This is a genomic window from Kitasatospora sp. NPDC101447 (assembly GCF_044767225.1).
GTDB lineage: Bacteria > Actinomycetota > Actinomycetes > Streptomycetales > Streptomycetaceae > Kitasatospora.
In genome coordinates, this window is record NZ_JBIWNL010000022.1 from 1 (window position 1) to 17516 (window position 17516).

The following is a 17516-nucleotide window of genomic DNA, read 5'->3' on the forward strand; positions in this document are numbered from 1 at the left end:
CGCCTCCCTGCCCGGTTGTTTGGGCGGGGGGTCCGTGGTGTGAGTGTTGCGCGCCGCCCACAATTTCTAAATGGCCGCCCCCCCCGCGACTCGCTGGGGCCGCGGCCTTTTTGTGTTTTGCGAACGTGAAGAAGTCCGGCAGAACGGGACTTCCGCCCAGACGCGGAGGGTCCTGACATGCCGGACAATGGAGAAGGTGCGCGGGCCAGGAGGCCGGCGCCGAAACCGCGTGACGGCAGCGGGAGTTGCACGCACGGCCCACGCGGTGAAGCTGAAGCAGCAGAAGGAGTCACCACGATGTCGAACCAGCCCCAGGACCGTCCCGAGCGTCGATCGGACGACGGCCGAGGCTATGAGCCCCGGTCGCGTGGGGGCTGGTCGAACGACCGTGGCGCCTCCCGCCGCGACGACCGCCCCTCTGGCGGCGGCTACCGCCGTGACGACCGCCCGGGTGGCTACCGTCGCGATGACCGCGATGACCGTCCGCGTCGTGACGACCGTCCCTCCGGCGGTTACGGCCGTGACCGCGACGACCGCGGTGGCGACCGTGGCGGCTTCCGCCGTGACGACCGTCCGGCCGGCGGTGGTTTCAACCGCGACCGTGGCGACCGTCCGTCGGGCGGCTTCAACCGTGACCGCGATGACCGCGGTGGCGACCGTGGCGGTTTCCGTCGCGACGACCGTCCCTCCGGTGGGTACGGCCGTGACCGTGACGACCGCGGTGGCGACCGTGGCGGTTTCCGTCGCGACGACCGCCCGTCGGGTGGTTTCCGTCGGGACGACCGCCCGAGCGGCTTCAACCGCGACCGCGATGACCGTCCGCGTCGTGACGACCGTCCCTCCGGCGGGTACGGCCGTGACCGTGACGACCGCGGTGGCGACCGTGGCGGTTTCCGCCGTGACGACCGTCCGGCTGGCGGTGGTTTCAACCGCGACCGTGGCGACCGTCCGTCGGGCGGCTTCAACCGTGACCGTGACGACCGCGGTGGCGACCGTGGCGGTTTCCGTCGCGACGACCGCCCCTCCGGCGGTGGTTTCAACCGCGACCGCGGCGACCGTCCCTCCGGCGGCTTCCGTCGCGACGACCGTCCGGCCGGCGGTGGTTTCAACCGCGACCGTGGCGACCGTCCGTCGGGCGGCTTCAACCGCGACCGTGACGACCGCGGTGGCGACCGTGGCGGCTTCCGCCGTGACGACCGTCCGGCCGGTGGGTACGGCCGTGACCGTGACGACCGCGGTGGCGAGCGTGGCGGCTTCCGCCGCGACGACCGTCCGGCCGGCGGTGGTTTCAACCGCGACCGTGGCGACCGTCCCTCCGGCGGCTTCCGTCGGGACGACCGTCCCTCCGGCGGCTTCAACCGTGACCGTGACGACCGCGGTGGCGACCGTGGCGGCTTCCGCCGCGACGACCGCCCCTCCGGCGGTTACGGCCGTGACCGTGACGACCGCGCTGGCGAGCGCGGTGGTTTCCGTCGGGACGACCGCCCGAGCGGCTTCAACCGCGACCGCGGCGACCGTCCCTCCGGTGGGTACGGCCGTGACCGCGACGACCGCGGTGGCGACCGTGGCGGCTTCCGCCGCGACGACCGTGGTGGCGAGCGCGGTGGCTTCCGCCGTGACGACCGCCAGGGTGGTGGCTACCGCCGCGGCGGCGACGACCGTCGTGACGACCGCCGCGACGACCGGGACCGTCGGGACTACGACGACCGCCGTGGCAACTACGAGCCCGTCAAGCGCCTGCCGATCCCGGAGGACGTCACCGGCTTCGAGCTGGACGCGGACGTGCGCCAGGAACTCAAGAGCCTGCCCAAGACCCTCGCGGACGATGTCGCCCGCAACCTGGTGATGGTGGCCCGCCTGCTCGACGGCGAGGCCGAGGAGGCCTACCAGTACTCGCGCGTCGCGCTCCGTCTGGCGTCCCGCGTGGCCGCCGTCCGTGAGGCGGCCGGTTTCGCCTCGTACATGACGCAGCGTTACTCCGAGGCGCTGACCGAGTTCCGCGCCGCCCGTCGGATGACCGGCCGCGCGGACCTGTGGCCGGTGATGGCCGACTGCGAGCGTGGTCTGGGCCGTCCGGAGCGGGCGCTGGCGATGGCCGGCGAGCCCGAGGTGAAGCAGCTGGACAAGGCCGGCCAGGTGGAGATGCGCCTGGTGGCGGCCGGTGCCCGCAGCGACATGGAGCAGTTCGACGCCGCCGTGGTGACCCTGCAGAGCCCGGAGCTGGCCTCCAGCTCCGTGCAGCCGTGGACCGCGCGCCTGCGGTACGCCTACGCCGAGGCGCTGATCGCGGCCGGCCGCGGCGACGAGGCCCGTGACTGGTTCGCCAAGGCGGCCGAGGCCGACACCGACGGCACCACCAACGCCTCGGAGCGGCTCGCCGAGATCGACGGCGTGGAGTTCACCGACGCGCTCGACCCGGAGCTGGCCGAGGAGGAGGCCGAGCAGGCCGACGCCCCGGCGAAGAAGCGCACCGGTGACGTCGCCGACGACCGCGTGATCTTCGAGGACGAGGAGGACGTCGAGGAGTTCTACGACGAGGACGACCTCGAAATCGACGAGGACTTCGACGGCGTGGTGCCCGAGCGTGCCAAGGACGTCGAGTCCGCGGACGTCAAGGCCGACGAGGCCGACGCCAAGAGCTGAGCGATCGCGTAACGCCGTGAGGCCCTGCCGTTCCCGGACTTCCCGGGGTACGGCAGGGCCTCACGGCGTCCGGGCCCGTGGCACCGCGCGGCGAAGCGCGGGGACGGCCCGGCGCGGGGTCAGCCCAGCGTGAGGTTGCGCAGCACCAGTCCGGTGGCCGGCTTCGGCCCGAAGGAGGTGGACTTGCGCGGCATGGTGACGCCCTGCTCGGCTAGTCGGCGCACCACGCTCTCCCGGACCGGGTGCAGCAGGACGGCGGTGCCGCCGGTGCGCGCGGCCTCCCGTTCGGCGGCGACGGCGGTGTGCAGGTAGCCGATGTCGTCCGGGCCGTCGGGGACGTGCCAGGTGCGGTCGAGCAGGGTGGAGTGCAGGACCGTGGCGTCCAGGTGGCGCCACTCCTCCGGCCGGTCGCGCGGCACGGTGGCGTCCAGCAGCGACTCGTCGGGCTCGCCGAGCAGCCAGTAGACGCCGTCGCCACCCGTCAGCACGAAGCCGTTGCCGCCGTGGCGCTTCTGCTCGGCGAGCGCCTGGAGCGCGGCGGGCAGCGGGCCCGGGACCTCCTTGACCTTCCAGTGGTCGCCGAGCTTCTCCAGCGCCTCGGCCACGGGCAGCCGGTAGAGCACCCGGTGGATCGCGCGGACCCGCAGCGGGTAGCGGGCGGTGTCGACCAGGAGCACCATGCCGCGGTCCCAGGGGCTGCGCGGCAGGTGGCGGTGCTCGCGCTGGAGGCGCAGGTACATCTCCCAGCGGTGGTGGCCGTCGGCGATCAGCGCCCGGCAGGTCGCCAGGTCGCGGCCGATCTCGGCGATGTCGGCCCGGTCCGTGACGGCCCACAGCCGGTGGTGGGTGCCGTCGCTGGTGGCGGTGGAGATCAGCGGCTCGCCCTCGACCGTCCGCTCGATCACGCCGGAGGCACCGCCGTCGCCCCGGTAGGTGAGCAGCAGCGGTTCGAGGTTGGCCCGGGTGGTGCGCATCAGGCCGACCCGGTCGGCGACCGGCCGGGGCATCACGTCCTCGTGGGGGAGGACGACGCCGGCCTCGCGGCCGCTCACCGCGAGGGCGCCGATCAGGCCGCGCTGGAGCAGCTCGGGGGAGTCGGCGGTGGCGGGGACCCGTTGCTCGTACACGTAGATCGCGGGGGCCGGGTCGGCGGCGAGGATCCCCTCGCGCTGCCAGGCGGCCAGCAGCCGCGCGGCGTGCCGGTACCGGGTGTCGCGGTCGGGGCGGTCGCCGGCGTCCTCGGGCTCGGGCCTGGGCAGGATCAGCCGGACCACGTTGTGCGGGTCGGCGGTCTCCAGGTCGAGCCGACGGCCCGGGTCGACCACGTCGTACGGCGGGGACGTCACCGCGGCCAGGGCGCCGACCCGGTCGGGGACGTAGCGCAGGCCGCGGAAGGGGGACAGGGACAGGCCGGCGGTGGCGACGTGCCCGGGATCGCCGGGGCCGCCCTCGGGAGTCTCGACTCCGTCTTCTGCACTGGGTGTGCTCATTCTGGGCATCGTAACCGGGTACGCGTTGTTGAGAGATCGGAACACCCGTGCCGACTCGTGGGGCGGGTGTGCGACCGAGGGCGAGGTACCGCATGGACGACGGGCAGGAACGGGTGGACGGCGGCGGTTCGACCGGGTCGGGCGGGCCGGTCGGCGGGGTGCCGCCGCAGAGCCGGTCCGGGGAGCCCGCAGGGGACGTGTACGACTGGTTCCGCCGCGGCGCGCAACTGTTGGCGCAGGGCCATCCGGCGGCCGCCGAGCAGCTGCTGGCGAGAGCGGTGGCGGCCGAGCCGCACTCCCGCAGCATCCGGGAGGCCCTGGCCCGGGCCCAGTTCGACGCGGGTTCGTACGCCGCCGCGCTGGAGAACTTCCGGGCGGTGGCGCTGGCCGACCCGTCGGACGACTACGCTCAGTTCGGGTGGGGGGTCACGGCAGCCCGGCTGGGTGACTTCGAGACCTCCGCCGAGCACCTGGCGCTCGCCGTGGCGATGCGGCCGGAGACCGACCACTACCGGGCGGCCCTGCGGCAGACCCGGGCGACGCTGGCGGCCCGGGCCGGCGCGTACGGCCCGCTGCTGCCTGGGGCTCCCGGGTACCTGGCGCCCCCGCCCGGGGAGGCGGACCGGGCCGGGGGCGAGCCGGACGGCGCCGACGGCGCCGACGGCGCCGACGGCGCCGAGGGCGACGTCCGACCGGCCGACGGCTGACCGACGGGCGCAGGGCCGACGGATGCCGGGTCGGTGAGTGCCGGGTCGACGGGTGCCGGGCCGACCGTGGGGCCCGACGGGCCCGGTGCCGGTGGGCGCGGCGTCGCACAGCGTGGTGCGGCGGCGAGGTGTACGACGTGATCGACGACGCAGTGAACGACGACGCAGTGAATGAGGTAGCGCAGCCATGACCGATTCGGCCACCCCCGTGCGACGGACCGCCCCCGGCGGCAGCGAGCGGCCGCTGACCGAGGCCTACGACACGGCGCTGCTGGACCTGGACGGCGTGGTCTACGCAGGCGCCCGGGCGATCGAGCACGCGGTGTCCGCCCTGGACGCCGCCCGGACGGCCGGGATGCGGCTGGCCTACGTGACCAACAACGCCTCCCGCCCGCCGCGGGTGGTGGCCGAGCACCTGACCGAGCTGGGCGTGCCGGCCGAGCCGACGGACGTGATCAACTCGGCGCAGGCGGCCGCCCGGGTCGTCGCCGAGAAGGTGCCGGCCGGGGCGAAGGTGCTGGTCGTGGGCGGCCTCGGGCTGGAGGAGGCGCTGGCCGACCTGGGGCTGGTCGCGGTCCGCTCGCTGGCCGACGAGCCGCTCGCGGTGGTCCAGGGCTTCGACCCCTCGGTGGGGTGGGCGGACCTGGCGGAGGCCTCGTACGCGGTGCAGAGCGGGCTGCCGTGGGTGGCGTCCAACCTGGACCTGACGGTGCCGCGGGCCCGCGGTATCGCGCCGGGCAACGGCACGCTGGTCGCGGCGGTGCGGGCGGCGACCGGGGTGGAGCCGGAGGTGGCGGGCAAGCCGCTGCCGCCGATGCACCGGGAGACCGTGCTGCGCACCGGCGCGAAGCGGCCGCTGGTGGTCGGGGACCGGCTGGACACCGACATCGAGGGCGCCTTCAACGGCGGGGTGGACAGCCTGCTGGTCTTCACCGGGGTGACCACCCCCGAGCTGCTGCTGGCGGCCCCGGTCGAGCACCGGCCGACCTACCTGGCGGCCGACCTGCGCGGGCTCCTGGTCCCGCACACGGCGGTGACGGCCGAGGCCGGCGGCTTCGCGTGCGGCGGCCGGGTCGCGGACGTGGAGGGCGGCGCGCTGCGGCTGACCGGGTCGGGCGACCGTTGGGACGGTCTGCGGGCGCTGTGCGCGGCGGCGTGGGCGGCGCTGGACGCGGACGGTGAGCCGGTGGACGGGCGGAAGGCCCTGGCCGAGCTGGGCTTCTGAGGTCCGCCGGGGCCCGGTGGTCCCGGCTCCTGCGGAACGGGGCGGGCCGGGGCCGGCGTCAGAGAAGGGTGCGCAGTCGCAGCAGATCGCGGAAGCCGGCCTCCAGCCGGACCCGGCCGCCGGCCCAGGCGGCGGCGAAGTTGAGGCGGCCGTCGACCATCGCGACCAGGTCGTCGCTGCTCATGGTGAGCCGGATCTCGGCCTTCTCGGCGGGCGGGCCGGGCGTGGTGACCACGTCCTGGATCCGGCCGTCGCGCAGCCGCCCGGTGAAGGTCAGGTCCAGGTCGGTGATCCGGCAGCTGAGCGACCGGTCGAGGGACGCGGCCTTGCGGACGTTGCCGCTGGACTGCGACATGTTCCGGCTGAGCTGTTCCAGGGCCTCCCGGCACTCCTCGACGTCGGCCATGGGCGGCGGCTCCCTCCCCCGGTCGCTACGGTGCTGACTGCGGGCCACGGTACCTCAGCGGGGTTTTGGCGGTAGCGTCGTCCGTGGGGTGCCCGGAACGGCCCGGGTACTGAGGGCGACGGAGCGACGCGAAGGCGATTGGGAGGCACCCGGATGCTGCCGAGGACGGTTCGGGGAGTGGTGGAGACCGCCGCCGGGGTGGTCGAGGAGGTCGGCAAGCGGGTCGTCGTGACGGCCGCCTCGATGCTGGAGAAGGCCGGGGTCGACGTCACGGAGGTCGAACGCCGGCTGGGCGGGGAGTTCCCGCCGTCGGCGAAGACGCTGCAGACGCTGGCGGGGGAGGCGGTCACCGCCGGGCTGGCCGGGGTCGACCTGGCGGTCGGGGTGGCGCGCAACGAGGCGGAGAAGGTCTTCGAGAAGGTCGGCGACCAGGTCACCAAGGTCGGCGTGGTGCTGGCGTACCTGGAGAGCAAGCTGCGCGAGGTCGAGGAGGAGACCCCGGCGGCGCCCGGCGAGGGTGCGTACGGCTCGGAGGAACCGGTGCCGGCGCCGCGGGCGGACGACCTGTTCGGGCGCGGCTGGGAGTACGAGGACGAACCGTCCGGCCGGTCGGCGGGGGAGCCGATAATCGCCGAACGGGTGGAGGTGGACGCGCCGGTCGAGGTCGACCCGCCGGTCCCGCCGGCCGCGCGGTTCTCGCCGACGCCGCCGGAGCCGAAGGAGCAGGCGCAGAAGGCTCCCGCGCGGAAGACGGCGGCGAAGAAGGCCGCGGTGAAGAAGGCGGCGGTGAAGAAGGCCGCGGCGAAGAAGGCCGCCCCGGCCGGGGACAGCGCCGCCGAGAAGACGGCGACGCCCGGGACGGCGGCCGGGAAGGCCGCGGCCGAGAAGGCGGCTGCCACGCCCGCGAAGCCCGCCAAGGCTGCGAAGGCTGCGAAGGCTGCCAAGAAGACCACGACGGTCAAGAAGACCGCCTCCGCCGGGCGGGGCACCGCCGCCGCGCAGTCGGCCGCGCAGCCCAAGGCACCGGCGAAGCGCACGGCGACCAGGAAGACCACCGTCCGCAAGGCCACCAGCGTGAAGAAGCCCGATGCCCAGGACGAGTGAGCCGGCCGCAGCGCCCGGGGGCACCGGGCCGGCGCCGGGGGCGGAGCCGCTCGGCGTCGACCTGCAGCCCACCGGCCATCCCGTGGTGGACGCCGCACTGGCCCGGTTGGAGGCTCTGGACGGGGCCCCCGCCGAGGAGCACGTCGCGGTGTACGAAGATGTTCACCAGCGGATGGCCGACACGCTGGCCGCGCTCGACCAGGAATGACCCGCGGGACCCGTAGGAGCTGAAACACCAGTGGCAGTGGCACGACGCCGACTCGACGCGGAGCTGGTCCGCCGCAAGCTGGCCCGGTCGCGTGAGCACGCGTCCGAGCTGATCGCGGCCGGCCGGGTGACCGTCGGCGGCACCACCGCGACCAAGCCGGCCACCCAGGTGGAGACCTCGGCGGCGGTCGTGGTGGCCAAGGACGAGAACGACCCCGACTACGTCTCGCGCGGGGGCCACAAGCTCGCCGGGGCGTTCGCCGCCTTCGTGCCGCAGGGCCTGGTGGTCGAGGGCCGCCGGGCGCTGGACGCCGGCGCGTCCACCGGCGGGTTCACCGACGTGCTGCTGCGCGCCGGGGCGGCCCGCGTGCTGGCGGTGGACGTCGGGTACGGGCAGCTCGCCTGGTCGCTGCAGAGCGACGAGCGGGTCACCGTGATGGACCGCACCAATGTGCGCGAGCTGACCCTGGACCTCATCGGCGGCACCCCGGTGGACCTCGTGGTGGGCGACCTGTCGTTCATCTCGCTGGGCCTGGTGCTCCCGGCGCTCGCCTCCTGCGCGGCCGAGGACGCCGACCTGGTGCTGATGGTCAAGCCGCAGTTCGAGATCGGCAAGGAGCGCCTGGGCAGCGGCGGGGTGGTGCGCAGCCCGGAGCTGCGCGCCGAGATGGTGCGCCAGGTCGCCGGGCAGGCGTGGGAGCTCGGGCTGGGCGTGCGCGCCGTCACCGCGAGCCCCCTGCCGGGACCGTCGGGCAACGTGGAGTACTTCCTGTGGCTGCGGCGGGACGCCCCGCAGCTGGACCCCGCGGACGCGGACCGGGCCGTGGCGGAGGGGCCCCGGTAGGGTGCTCAGCGGACGTCCGGCCCGTCATGCTGTATGGCGGCCGCACCGGGGCCATGAGAGACCCGGCAGGCGTGAGGGAGAGGGCAGCGGCATGAGCGATGAAGAACGTACGGTCTTCCTGATCGCGCACACCGGCCGGGAGGCGGCGCTGCGCAGCGTCGAGGGCCTGGTGCACGGGCTGCTGAAGTCCGGGCTCCGGATCAGACTGCTGGAGGCCGAGGCGGTCGACCTGGACCTGCCGGACGGCGTCGAGAAGGTGGCCGAGGGCCCCGGGGCGGCGGACGGCTGCGAGCTGATCCTGGTGGCCGGCGGGGACGGGACGCTGCTGCGCGGGGCCGAGCTGGCGCGCTCGCACGGGCTGCCGATGCTCGGGATCAACCTGGGCCGGGTGGGCTTCCTCGCCGAGGCCGAGCGGGACGACCTGGCCGTGGTGGTCGAGCGGGTGGTCGACGCGGACTACGAGGTCGAGGAGCGGATGACGATCGACGTCATCGTCCGCACCAACGGCGACGTGGTGCACGAGGACTGGGCGTTGAACGAGGCCTCGATCGAGAAGGCGTCCCGGGAGCGGATGCTGGAGGTGGTGACCGAGGTGGACGGCCGCCCGGTCTCCAACTTCGGCTGCGACGGCGTGGTGTGCGCCACGCCGACCGGCTCCACCGCGTACGCGTTCTCCGGCGGCGGGCCGGTGGTGTGGCCCGAGGTGGAGGCGCTGCTGATGGTGCCGATCTCGGCGCACGCGCTGTTCGCCCGCCCGCTGGTGACCTCGCCCGAGTCGGTGCTGGCCGTCGAGGTGCAGCCGAAGACCCCGCACGGCGTGCTCTGGTGCGACGGGCGGCGCTCGGTCGAACTGCCCGCCGGGGCACGGGTGGAGGTCCGCCGGGGCCGGACCCCGGTGCGGCTGGCCAGACTGCACCGGGCGCCGTTCACCGACCGGCTGGTGGCCAAGTTCGCGCTGCCGGTGACGGGTTGGCGCGGCCGGGCGAACCACCACTAGGAGCGCACGGCCGGACCGCACCGTCGGACCGGCCCCGGACCGTACCCCCGGTCCGGGGCCGGCCCGGCCGCGGACGGTCCGTCAGACCGCCAGCGGCTGGGCCTCGTCGGTCGGGCCGAGCCGCCCGCCCGCCGCCGCGCGGGCGGCGACCGCGGCCAGGCGGCCGACGGCGGCCGGCACGGTCGCGGCGGGCACGGTGAGCGGGATCCGGATGTGGTGCTCGAACGCGCCGTCCGATCCGAAGCGGTTGCCCGAGGCGACCCGCACCCCACCGTGCTCCCCGGCCTGCGCCAGCGCCGCGCCGGACAGGCCGGCGGTGGAGACCCACAGCGCGAGCCCGCCGGTCGGCATCGGGAAGCTCCAGTCCGGCAGCTGGTCCGGCAGCGCGGCGGCGAAGGCGTGCGCGGTGGCCCGCAGCCGCGCCAGCTGGTGCGCCCGTACGGCGGGCAGCGGGTCGCCCAGCAGTTCGGCGGCGATCAGCTGGTCCAGCACCGGGGTGCCGACGTCGCTGTAGACCCGCTCGCCGGCCAGCCGGCGCACCAGCGCGGGCGCGGCCCGGACCCAGCCGATCCGCAGGCCGCCCCACAGGAGCTTGCCGGCCGAGCCGACGGTGACCACCTGGGCGGACCGGTCCAGCGCCGCCACCGGGCGCGGCAGCGGCACGGACTCCGGTACGCCCCAGCCGAGTTCGGCGGTGGTCTCGTCGACCAGCACGATGCTTCCGGCGGCCCGGGCGGCGGCCAGCAGCTCGCGGCGCTGCTCCTCGCCGATCAGCGCGCCGGTCGGGTTGTGGAAGTCCGGGATCACGTAGGCGAGCCTGGGCGCGGCGCCGCGCAGCACCCGCTGCCACTCCTCCGCGTCCCACCGCGGCGCCGGCCCGCCGTCCGGTCCCGGGCGGTACGCGAAGGGCACCGGGACCAGGCGGGCGCCGGAGAGCCGCAGTGCCTGCAGGGTGTGCGCGTAGCTGGGCGCCTCGACGGCGACCCGGTCGCCGCGGCCCACCAGCACCCGCTGAACCAGGTGCAGGCCGCCCATCGCGCCGGTGGTGATCAGGATCTGGTCGGGCGTGGTCGCCAGTCCGCGCTCGGTGTAGCGGCGGGCGACGGCCTCGCGCAGCACCGGGACGCCGGTGGGGTAGTGGCCGTGCCCGGAGGCGTAGTACGGCAGCTGTTCGACGGCCCGGGCGGCGGCGGCGCCGAACCAGGGCTGCGGGGCGGGCGGGGCGGCGACGCCGAGGTCCAGGGTGCGGCCCTGCTCGTCCGGCGGGACGGGGTGCAGGGCGTCACCGGGCGGCGGGGCGCCCTCGGGCAGGGCGGTCCAGCTGCCCGCGCCGCGCCGGCTGTGCAGGTAGCCGTCGCCGCGCAGCGTCTCGTACGCGGTGGCGACGGTGGTGCGGCTCAGCTCCAGGGCGGTGGCCAGCTCGCGCTCGGCGGGCAGGCGGGCGCCGACCGGCAGCCGGCCCTCGGTGACCAGCAGCCGGATCTGCCCGGCGAGGGTGCGGTAGGCGGGCCGGCGGGCGGTGGCCGGTTCGGGGAGCCGGGCGGTGGCGAGCAGCCGGGCCAGCGCGGGCGGGGTGACGGTGGTGTGCCAGTCGGCCATGGATATCAGTCCACTTGCTCGGAATTGGCCCTGGGGCGGGCCGTTTTGGCTCGTCCATCATGGCAGGGTGGCCGTACCGGCCGCCACCGCCGGGCGGACCGGAGGTGCAGCACCACCGCAGGAGCACCAGTGGCCACGTCGACCACGCCCCGACCGGGCACGCCCGTACCGACGACCGGAGAACCCGCCGGGGAGAGCAGCCTCGCGGCCCGCGTCCTCGGCGACACCCACGGCCTGGGCCGCCGGGTCCCGCAGCTGTTCGCCGGCCTCGCCCTGTACGGCGCGAGCATGGCGCTGATGCTCCGCTCCGGCCTCGGCCTCGACCCCTGGGACGTCCTCCACCAGGGCCTGCAGCGCAGCATCGGGCTCTCGGTCGGGGCCTGGGTGACGATCTGCGGCGCCCTGGTGCTGCTGCTGTGGATACCGCTGCGCCAGCGTCCGGGGCCGGGCACCGTCGCCAACGTGCTGGTGATCGGCGCGGCGATGGACCTCACCCTGCGGGTCATCGACGGTTTCGCGGCCCTGCCCGTGCGGATCGCCGTGATGGCCGGCGCGATCGTGCTCAACGGCCTGGCCAGTGGCCTCTACATCGGCGCCCGCCTCGGCCCCGGCCCGCGGGACGGACTGATGACCGGCCTGCACCGGCGCACCGGCCGCTCGCTGCGGCTGATCCGCACCGGCATCGAGCTGACCGTCCTGGCCGTCGGCCTGCTGCTCGGCGGCACCGCCGGGATCGGCACGGTCGCGTACGCGCTGGCCATAGGCCCCCTGGTGCAGGTCTTCCTGCCCCTGTGCACCGCACCTGTGACCGCGCCCACACCCGGGCCACAGCCCGCACGAAACCGCCGGAAGGGGTGAACTTCGGGGCACGGAGTTGCCGCGCGCCGTTGTCGCTCGTCGCGCGCCGGGGGCGGAACCTCGTATGGTCGTCTCCGTGTTGGACGAGATGCGGATACGGGATCTTGGGGTCATCGACGACGCGGTGGTCGAACTGGCCCCCGGCTTCACCGCCGTGACCGGTGAGACCGGCGCGGGCAAGACCATGGTCGTCACCAGCCTCGGCCTGCTGCTCGGCGGGCGCGCCGACCCGGGCCTGGTGCGCAACGGCACCGGACGGGCCGTCGTCGAGGGCCGGCTGGAACTGCCCGCCGACTCCCCGGTGGCGGCCCGGGCCGTCGAGGCCGGGGCGGAACTGGACGACGGAGCCCTGCTGATCAGCCGGACCGTCTCCGCCGAGGGCCGCTCCCGGGCGCACGTCGGCGGGCGGGCCGTGCCGGTCGGGCTGCTCGCCGAACTCGGCGAGGACCTGATCGCCGTGCACGGCCAGACCGACCAGCAGCGCCTGCTGCGCCCGGCCCGCCAACGCGGCGCGCTGGACCGGTACGCGGGCGAGGCGGTGGCCGAGCCGCTGGCCCGCTACCGGGAGACCTACCGCACCCTGCGCGAGGTCTCCGCGACCCTGGAGGAGCTGACCACCCGGGCCCGCGAGCGCGCCCAGGAAGCCGACCTGCTGCGCTTCGGCCTGGACGAGATCGCCGCCGCCGAGCCGGTGGCCGGCGAGGACGCCGAGCTCGCGGCCGAGGCCGAGCGGCTCGGCCACGCCGACGCGCTGTCCTCCGCCGCCGCCCTCGCGCACGCCGCACTGGCCGGCGACCCGGCCGACCCGGAGGCCCTGGACGCGGGCACCCTGCTCGGGCAGTCCCGCCGCGCCCTGGAGGCCGTGCGCCACCACGACGAGCGCCTGGCCGCCCTCGCCGACCGCCTCAACGAGGTCGGCTACCTGCTCGCCGACGTGGCCGGCGACCTGGCCGGCTACGCGGACGACCTGGACGCCGACCCGGTGCGCCTGGCCGCCGTCGAGGACCGCCGGGCCGTGCTCGCCCAGCTGCTGCGCAAGTACGGCGGCGAGGAGAACACCCTCGCCGAGGTGATCGCCTGGGCCGAGGCCGGGGCGGTACGGCTCGCCGAACTCGACGGCGACGACGACCGGATCGACGAGCTCGGCGCCCGCGAGACCGAACTGCGGGCCGAGCTGGCCGAGCTCGCGGCCGAGGTGTCGGCCGCCCGGCAGGCCGCGGCCGGGCGCTTCGCCGCGGCCGTGTCCGCCGAACTCGCCGAACTGGCCATGCCGCACGCCCGGGTGACCTTCTCGATCAGCCAGGTCGACGACCTCGGCGGGATCGAGGTCGGCGGCCGCACCGTCGCGTACGGCCCGCACGGCGTGGACGAGGTCGAGGTGCTGCTCGCCCCGCACCCGGGCGCCCAGCCCCGCCCGATCGCCAAGGGCGCCTCCGGCGGTGAGCTGTCCCGGGTCATGCTCGCCGTCGAGGTGGTCTTCGCGGGCGCCGACCCCGTCCCGACCTACCTGTTCGACGAGGTGGACGCGGGCGTCGGCGGCAAGGCCGCGGTCGAGATCGGCCGCCGGCTGGCCAAGCTGGCCGAGTCCGCCCAGGTCGTGGTGGTCACCCACCTCCCGCAGGTCGCCGCGTTCGCGGACCGGCACCTCGTGGTGGAGAAGACCAACGACGGCACCGTGACCCGCAGCGGGGTCAAGGTGCTGAACGACGAGGAGCGGGTGCGCGAACTCTCCCGGATGCTGGCGGGCCTGGAGGACTCGGAGCTGGGCCGTGCCCACGCCGAGGAACTGCTGGCCGCCGCCCGGGCCCCGCGCCACCGGTAGCCGGCGCCGGCGGCCCCGCGGACCGTCGGCGACGCGCCCCGGTGGCGCCGACTGTCCAAGAGGGCCGCCGACCTGGCATGGTGGCCGCTGGACACTGGCTTCCCAGCCCCGAGCGCCGCCCGGCGGGCAATCCTCGCGAAGCGGCGCGCGAACCTGATCGAGTCGGATGCGAGACGACGTGGACCATTCCGCCGCCCGGGCCACCGCGGCCGCCCCGGAACCGGGGCAGCTGCACGTGGTACTCGTCCTGGCCGCCAGCACCGGCGGCATCGGTGCGCACGTGCGCTCCCTGGCCCAGGGCCTGGTCGCGCACGGGGTGATCGTCACGGTCTGCGCGCCGGCCGGCACGGACGCGCTGTTCGGCTTCTCCCGCACGGGCGCCAGGTTCCACACCGTCGACATCACCCCCACCGCGGGCGCCCGCAGCGACGCCACCGCGATCGGCGAGCTGCGCCGGGCCTTCACCGGCGCGGACGTGGTCCACGCCCACGGGCTGCGCGCCGGGCTGCTCTCGGACCTCGCGCTGCGCACCGCCGGCCGGTTCCCGGGCCTGCGCCCGGAGACCCCGCTGGTGGTCACCTCGCACCACGCGCTGCTGGCCACCGGCATGGAGCGCCGGCTGCAGAGGCTGATGGAGCGCCGGGTCGCGCGCGCCGCCGACCTGGTCCTCGGGGCCTCCTCCGACCTGGTCGCCCGGGCCCGCGAACTGGGCGCCACCGACGCCCGGCTGGGCCCGGTGGCCGCCCCGCCGATGCCCGAGGGCCGGTTCGGCCGGGCCGAGGCGCGCGCTGCGCTGCTCGGCGGGGGCCCGGACCGCCCGCTGGTGCTGGCGGTGGGCCGGCTCGTCCCGCAGAAGGCCTTCGGGCTGCTGCTGGACGCCACCCGGGAGCTGGCCGCGCTGGACCCCGAGCCGCTGGTCCTGCTCGCCGGGGACGGCCCGGAGGCGGGCCCGCTGCGTGAGCGGGCGGCCGCCGAGAGGCTCCCGGTGCGGCTGCTCGGCTACCGCACCGACGTGCCCGACCTGCTGGCCGCCGCCGACCTGGTGGTGGTCCCCAGCCGCTGGGAGGCCCGCTCGCTGGTGGTGCAGGAGGCGATGCGGGCCGGCGTGCCGGTGGTCGCCACCGCCGTGGGCGGCATCCCCGAACTGGTCGGTGACGCCGCCGTGCTGGTGCCCTCCGGCGACCCGGCCGCGATCGGCGGCGCGGTGCGCGGGCTGCTGTCCGACCCGGCCCGCCGCGAGGCGCTGGTGGCGGCCGGCCGACAGCAGGCCGAGACCTGGCCGGACGAGGCCGCCACCGTCGCCCAGGTGCTCAGCACCTACGACGAGCTGGTGCAGCGCAGTTAGGGCCCCGCCCCCAGCCCGTCCCGAGGCGGCTCCGAGCACGCCCAGGGCACGCTTCGGGCCGGCTCCGGTGCGTCAGACCGTCGCCTGCTCGACGCGGTCGGCGGCCCGGCCGTCCGGCTGGGCGGACAGGTACGCGGCGCCGCACGCGGTCAGCCGCAGGGCGGTGTCGATCAGCGGGACGTGGCTGAAGGCCTGCGGGAAGTTGCCGACCTGGCGCTTGAGGCGCGGGTCCCACTCCTCGGCGAGCAGGCCCAGGTCGTTGCGCAGCGACAGCAGCCGGTCGAAGAGGTCGCGGGCCTCCTGCACCCGGCCGATCATGGCGAGGTCGTCGGCCAGCCAGAACGAGCAGGCCAGGAACGCGCCCTCGTGGCCGGAGAGGCCGTCCACGTTGTTGCCCGACTCGTCGTGGGTCGGGTAGCGCAGCACGAAGCCGTCCTCGGTGGACAGTTCGCGCTGGATCGCCTCGATGGTGCCGATCACGCGCTTGTCGTCCGGCGGCAGGAAGCCGACCTGGGGGATGAGCAGCAGTGAGGCGTCCAGCTCCTTGCCGCCGTAGTACTGGGTGAAGGTGTTGCGCTCCGGGTCGTAGCCCTTCTCGCAGACGTCCCGGTGGATGGTCTCGCGCAGCTCGCGCCAGCGCTCCAGATGGCCGTCGGCGGGGGCGTCCTCGGGGGTCTGCTCCAGCAGCTTGATGGTGCGGTCGACCGCGACCCAGGCCATCACCTTGGAGTGGACGAAGTGCCGGCGCGGGCCGCGCACCTCCCAGATGCCCTCGTCCGGCTCCTGCCAGTGCTCCTCCAGGTACTCGATCAGGCGCAGCTGCAGGTGGTGGGCGTGGTCGTTGCGGACCAGGCCGGTCATGTGGGCCAGGTGGAGGGCCTCCACCACCTCGCCGTAGACGTCGAGTTGGAGCTGCCCGGCGGCGCCGTTGCCGACCCGGACGGGCTGCGAGCCCTCGTAGCCGGGCAGCCAGTCCAGCGAGGACTCGGTGAGCTCGCGCTCGCCGGCGATGCCGTACATGATCTGCAGGTTCTCCGGGTCCCCGGCGACGGCCCGCAGCAGCCACTCGCGCCAGGCCTTGGCCTCGTCGCGGTAGCCGGTGCGCAGCAGGGAGGAGAGGGTGATCGCGGCGTCGCGCAGCCAGGTGTAGCGGTAGTCCCAGTTCCGTTCGCCGCCGATGTCCTCGGGCAGCGAGGTGGTGGGGGCGGCGACGATGCCGCCGGTGGGGGCGTAGGTGAGGCCCTTGAGGGTGATCAGGGAGCGGACCACGGCCTCGCGGTAGGGGCCCTGGTAGGTGCACTGGTCGGCCCACTCGTGCCAGAAGTCGGCGGTGGCGTCGAGCATCACCTCGGCGTCCGGGGTCCGGGGCGCGTCCAGGTGGGAGGCCTGCCAGGTGAGGGCGAAGGCGATCCGCTCGCCGGCCGTGACGGTGAAGTCGGCGTAGGTGGTGAGGTTGCGGCCGTAGGTCTCCGAGACGCCGTCCAGCCAGACGGAGTCGGGTCCGGCCATGGCGACGGTGCGGTGGGTGCCGTCGGCCTGCTCGACGCGGTGCACCCAGGGCACGATGCGGCCGTACGAGAAGCGCATCCGCAGCGCCGAGCGCATCCGGACGGTGCCGGCCACGCCCTCGACGATCCGGATCACCTGGGGGACGGCGTCCTTGCCGGCCAGCGGGCGCGGCGGCATGAAGTCGATCACCCGGACGGTGCCGCCCTGGGCGTCCCACTCCTGCTCCAGGATCAGCGAGTCGCCCCGGTAGCGGCGGCGGTCGGCGGGTACGGCGGGGGCGGCGGCGGTGGGCGGCGGCACCCGGAGGTCGGCGGTGTCGGCGAGGCGGACCCGGCCCCCGGTGGTGGGGGCGGTGGCCGTGGCGGGCGCGGGGACCTCGGTCAGGACGGCTTCGGCGGGGCCGATCCGCCAGAAGCCGTGTTCATCGGTGCCCAGCAGGCCGGCGAACACGGCCGGCGAGTCGAAGCGGGGCAGGCAGAGCCAGTCCACCGCCCCGTCCCTGCTGACCAGGGCGGCGGTCTGCATGTCCCCGATGAGTGCGTAGTCCTCGATACGGCCGGCCACGTGGATCTCCAGTTCGCAATGTGGTCAGGGCATCGGCGAGACGAGGGAGCGGGTCTGCGGGGCCGGAGGTCCACCCCGGGACGTCCGGTCTGCCGGGGGGTGGTGGCAGGCCTTGCTGGAGTGTCCGCGCGGGGCTCGGTCGAGCCCCTGGAGTGGGTGGGGAGGAGCTGCAATACGGGGAGGTCCGGTCGCGCAT

The 17516-nt window shown here is 75.4% G+C and carries 14 protein-coding genes and 1 pseudogene; 11 read left to right on the forward strand and 4 right to left on the reverse strand.

Annotation, left to right across the window (positions count from 1 at the left end):
• Nucleotides 1-387: 387 nt before the first annotated feature.
• Nucleotides 388-1314, forward strand: a pseudogene (locus ACIRST_RS26960) (tetratricopeptide repeat protein); the annotation flags it as partial.
• 423 nt (nt 1315-1737) lie between these two features.
• Nucleotides 1738-2643: a hypothetical protein gene (locus tag ACIRST_RS26965; protein WP_402805066.1), complete on the forward strand. Its 906-nt coding sequence runs from the start codon at nt 1738-1740 to the stop codon at nt 2641-2643.
• Nucleotides 2644-2762: 119 nt separating this feature from the next.
• Here ACIRST_RS26965 and ACIRST_RS26970 read toward each other — a convergent pair whose 3' ends face one another.
• Complete coding sequence (locus ACIRST_RS26970; RefSeq protein WP_402804932.1) at nt 2763-4133, reverse strand: DUF1015 family protein; 1371 nt, start codon at nt 4131-4133, stop codon at nt 2763-2765.
• Between the two features lie 92 nt (nt 4134-4225).
• Between ACIRST_RS26970 and ACIRST_RS26975 the strand changes: the two genes are divergently transcribed.
• Both ACIRST_RS26975 and ACIRST_RS26980 read left to right on the forward strand, forming a co-directional pair.
• Nucleotides 4226-4840: a tetratricopeptide repeat protein gene (locus ACIRST_RS26975; protein WP_402804933.1), complete on the forward strand. Its 615-nt coding sequence runs from the start codon at nt 4226-4228 to the stop codon at nt 4838-4840.
• 187 nt (nt 4841-5027) lie between these two features.
• On the forward strand, nt 5028-6065 hold the full coding sequence (locus ACIRST_RS26980; protein ID WP_402804935.1) for an HAD-IIA family hydrolase: 1038 nt from the start codon (nt 5028-5030) through the stop codon (nt 6063-6065).
• Between the two features lie 58 nt (nt 6066-6123).
• Here ACIRST_RS26980 and ACIRST_RS26985 read toward each other — a convergent pair whose 3' ends face one another.
• The gene (locus tag ACIRST_RS26985) at nt 6124-6471 is read right to left on the reverse strand and encodes an SCP2 sterol-binding domain-containing protein (protein WP_350523510.1); all 348 of its coding nucleotides are present in this window, start codon (nt 6469-6471) and stop codon (nt 6124-6126) included.
• A gap of 177 nt (nt 6472-6648) precedes the next feature.
• Between ACIRST_RS26985 and ACIRST_RS26990 the strand changes: the two genes are divergently transcribed.
• The 4 genes from ACIRST_RS26990 (at nt 6649) to ACIRST_RS27005 (ending at nt 9623) form a co-directional block, all read left to right on the forward strand.
• The gene (locus ACIRST_RS26990; protein WP_402804937.1) at nt 6649-7575 is read left to right on the forward strand and encodes a hypothetical protein; all 927 of its coding nucleotides are present in this window, start codon (nt 6649-6651) and stop codon (nt 7573-7575) included.
• Nucleotides 7559-7783, forward strand: a complete 225-nt coding sequence (locus tag ACIRST_RS26995; RefSeq protein WP_402804939.1) for a hypothetical protein — start codon at nt 7559-7561, stop codon at nt 7781-7783. Before ACIRST_RS26990 ends, ACIRST_RS26995 begins: the two co-directional genes overlap by 17 nt.
• Nucleotides 7784-7819: 36 nt before the next feature.
• Nucleotides 7820-8626 carry a TlyA family RNA methyltransferase gene (locus tag ACIRST_RS27000; RefSeq protein WP_350523518.1) on the forward strand — a complete coding sequence of 269 codons (807 nt, stop codon included), beginning with the start codon at nt 7820-7822 and terminating at the stop codon, nt 8624-8626.
• Nucleotides 8627-8717: 91 nt separating this feature from the next.
• Nucleotides 8718-9623 (forward strand): NAD kinase, encoded by a 906-nt coding sequence (locus ACIRST_RS27005; RefSeq protein ID WP_350523507.1) that lies wholly within the window; start codon nt 8718-8720, stop codon nt 9621-9623.
• Between the two features lie 81 nt (nt 9624-9704).
• Here ACIRST_RS27005 and ACIRST_RS27010 read toward each other — a convergent pair whose 3' ends face one another.
• A complete protein-coding gene (locus ACIRST_RS27010; protein WP_402804941.1) occupies nt 9705-11222 on the reverse strand; it encodes a PLP-dependent aminotransferase family protein in 1518 nt (505 codons plus the stop codon).
• Nucleotides 11223-11351: 129 nt separating this feature from the next.
• Here ACIRST_RS27010 and ACIRST_RS27015 point away from each other — a divergent pair, with 129 nt between their 5' ends.
• From ACIRST_RS27015 to ACIRST_RS27025, 3 genes are all read left to right on the forward strand, one after another.
• On the forward strand, nt 11352-12080 hold the full coding sequence (locus tag ACIRST_RS27015; RefSeq protein WP_402804943.1) for a YitT family protein: 729 nt from the start codon (nt 11352-11354) through the stop codon (nt 12078-12080).
• Nucleotides 12081-12144: 64 nt separating this feature from the next.
• Nucleotides 12145-13902: a DNA repair protein RecN gene (recN, locus tag ACIRST_RS27020; RefSeq protein WP_350523505.1), complete on the forward strand. Its 1758-nt coding sequence runs from the start codon at nt 12145-12147 to the stop codon at nt 13900-13902.
• Between the two features lie 166 nt (nt 13903-14068).
• Nucleotides 14069-15247, forward strand: a complete 1179-nt coding sequence (locus tag ACIRST_RS27025; protein WP_402804945.1) for a glycosyltransferase family 4 protein — start codon at nt 14069-14071, stop codon at nt 15245-15247.
• A 72-nt stretch (nt 15248-15319) separates the two neighbouring features.
• Here the strand turns inward: ACIRST_RS27025 and ACIRST_RS27030 are convergent, their stop codons facing one another.
• Nucleotides 15320-17320, reverse strand: a complete 2001-nt coding sequence (locus tag ACIRST_RS27030; RefSeq protein ID WP_396553197.1) for a glycoside hydrolase family 15 protein — start codon at nt 17318-17320, stop codon at nt 15320-15322.
• Between the last annotated feature and the right edge of the window lie 196 nt (nt 17321-17516).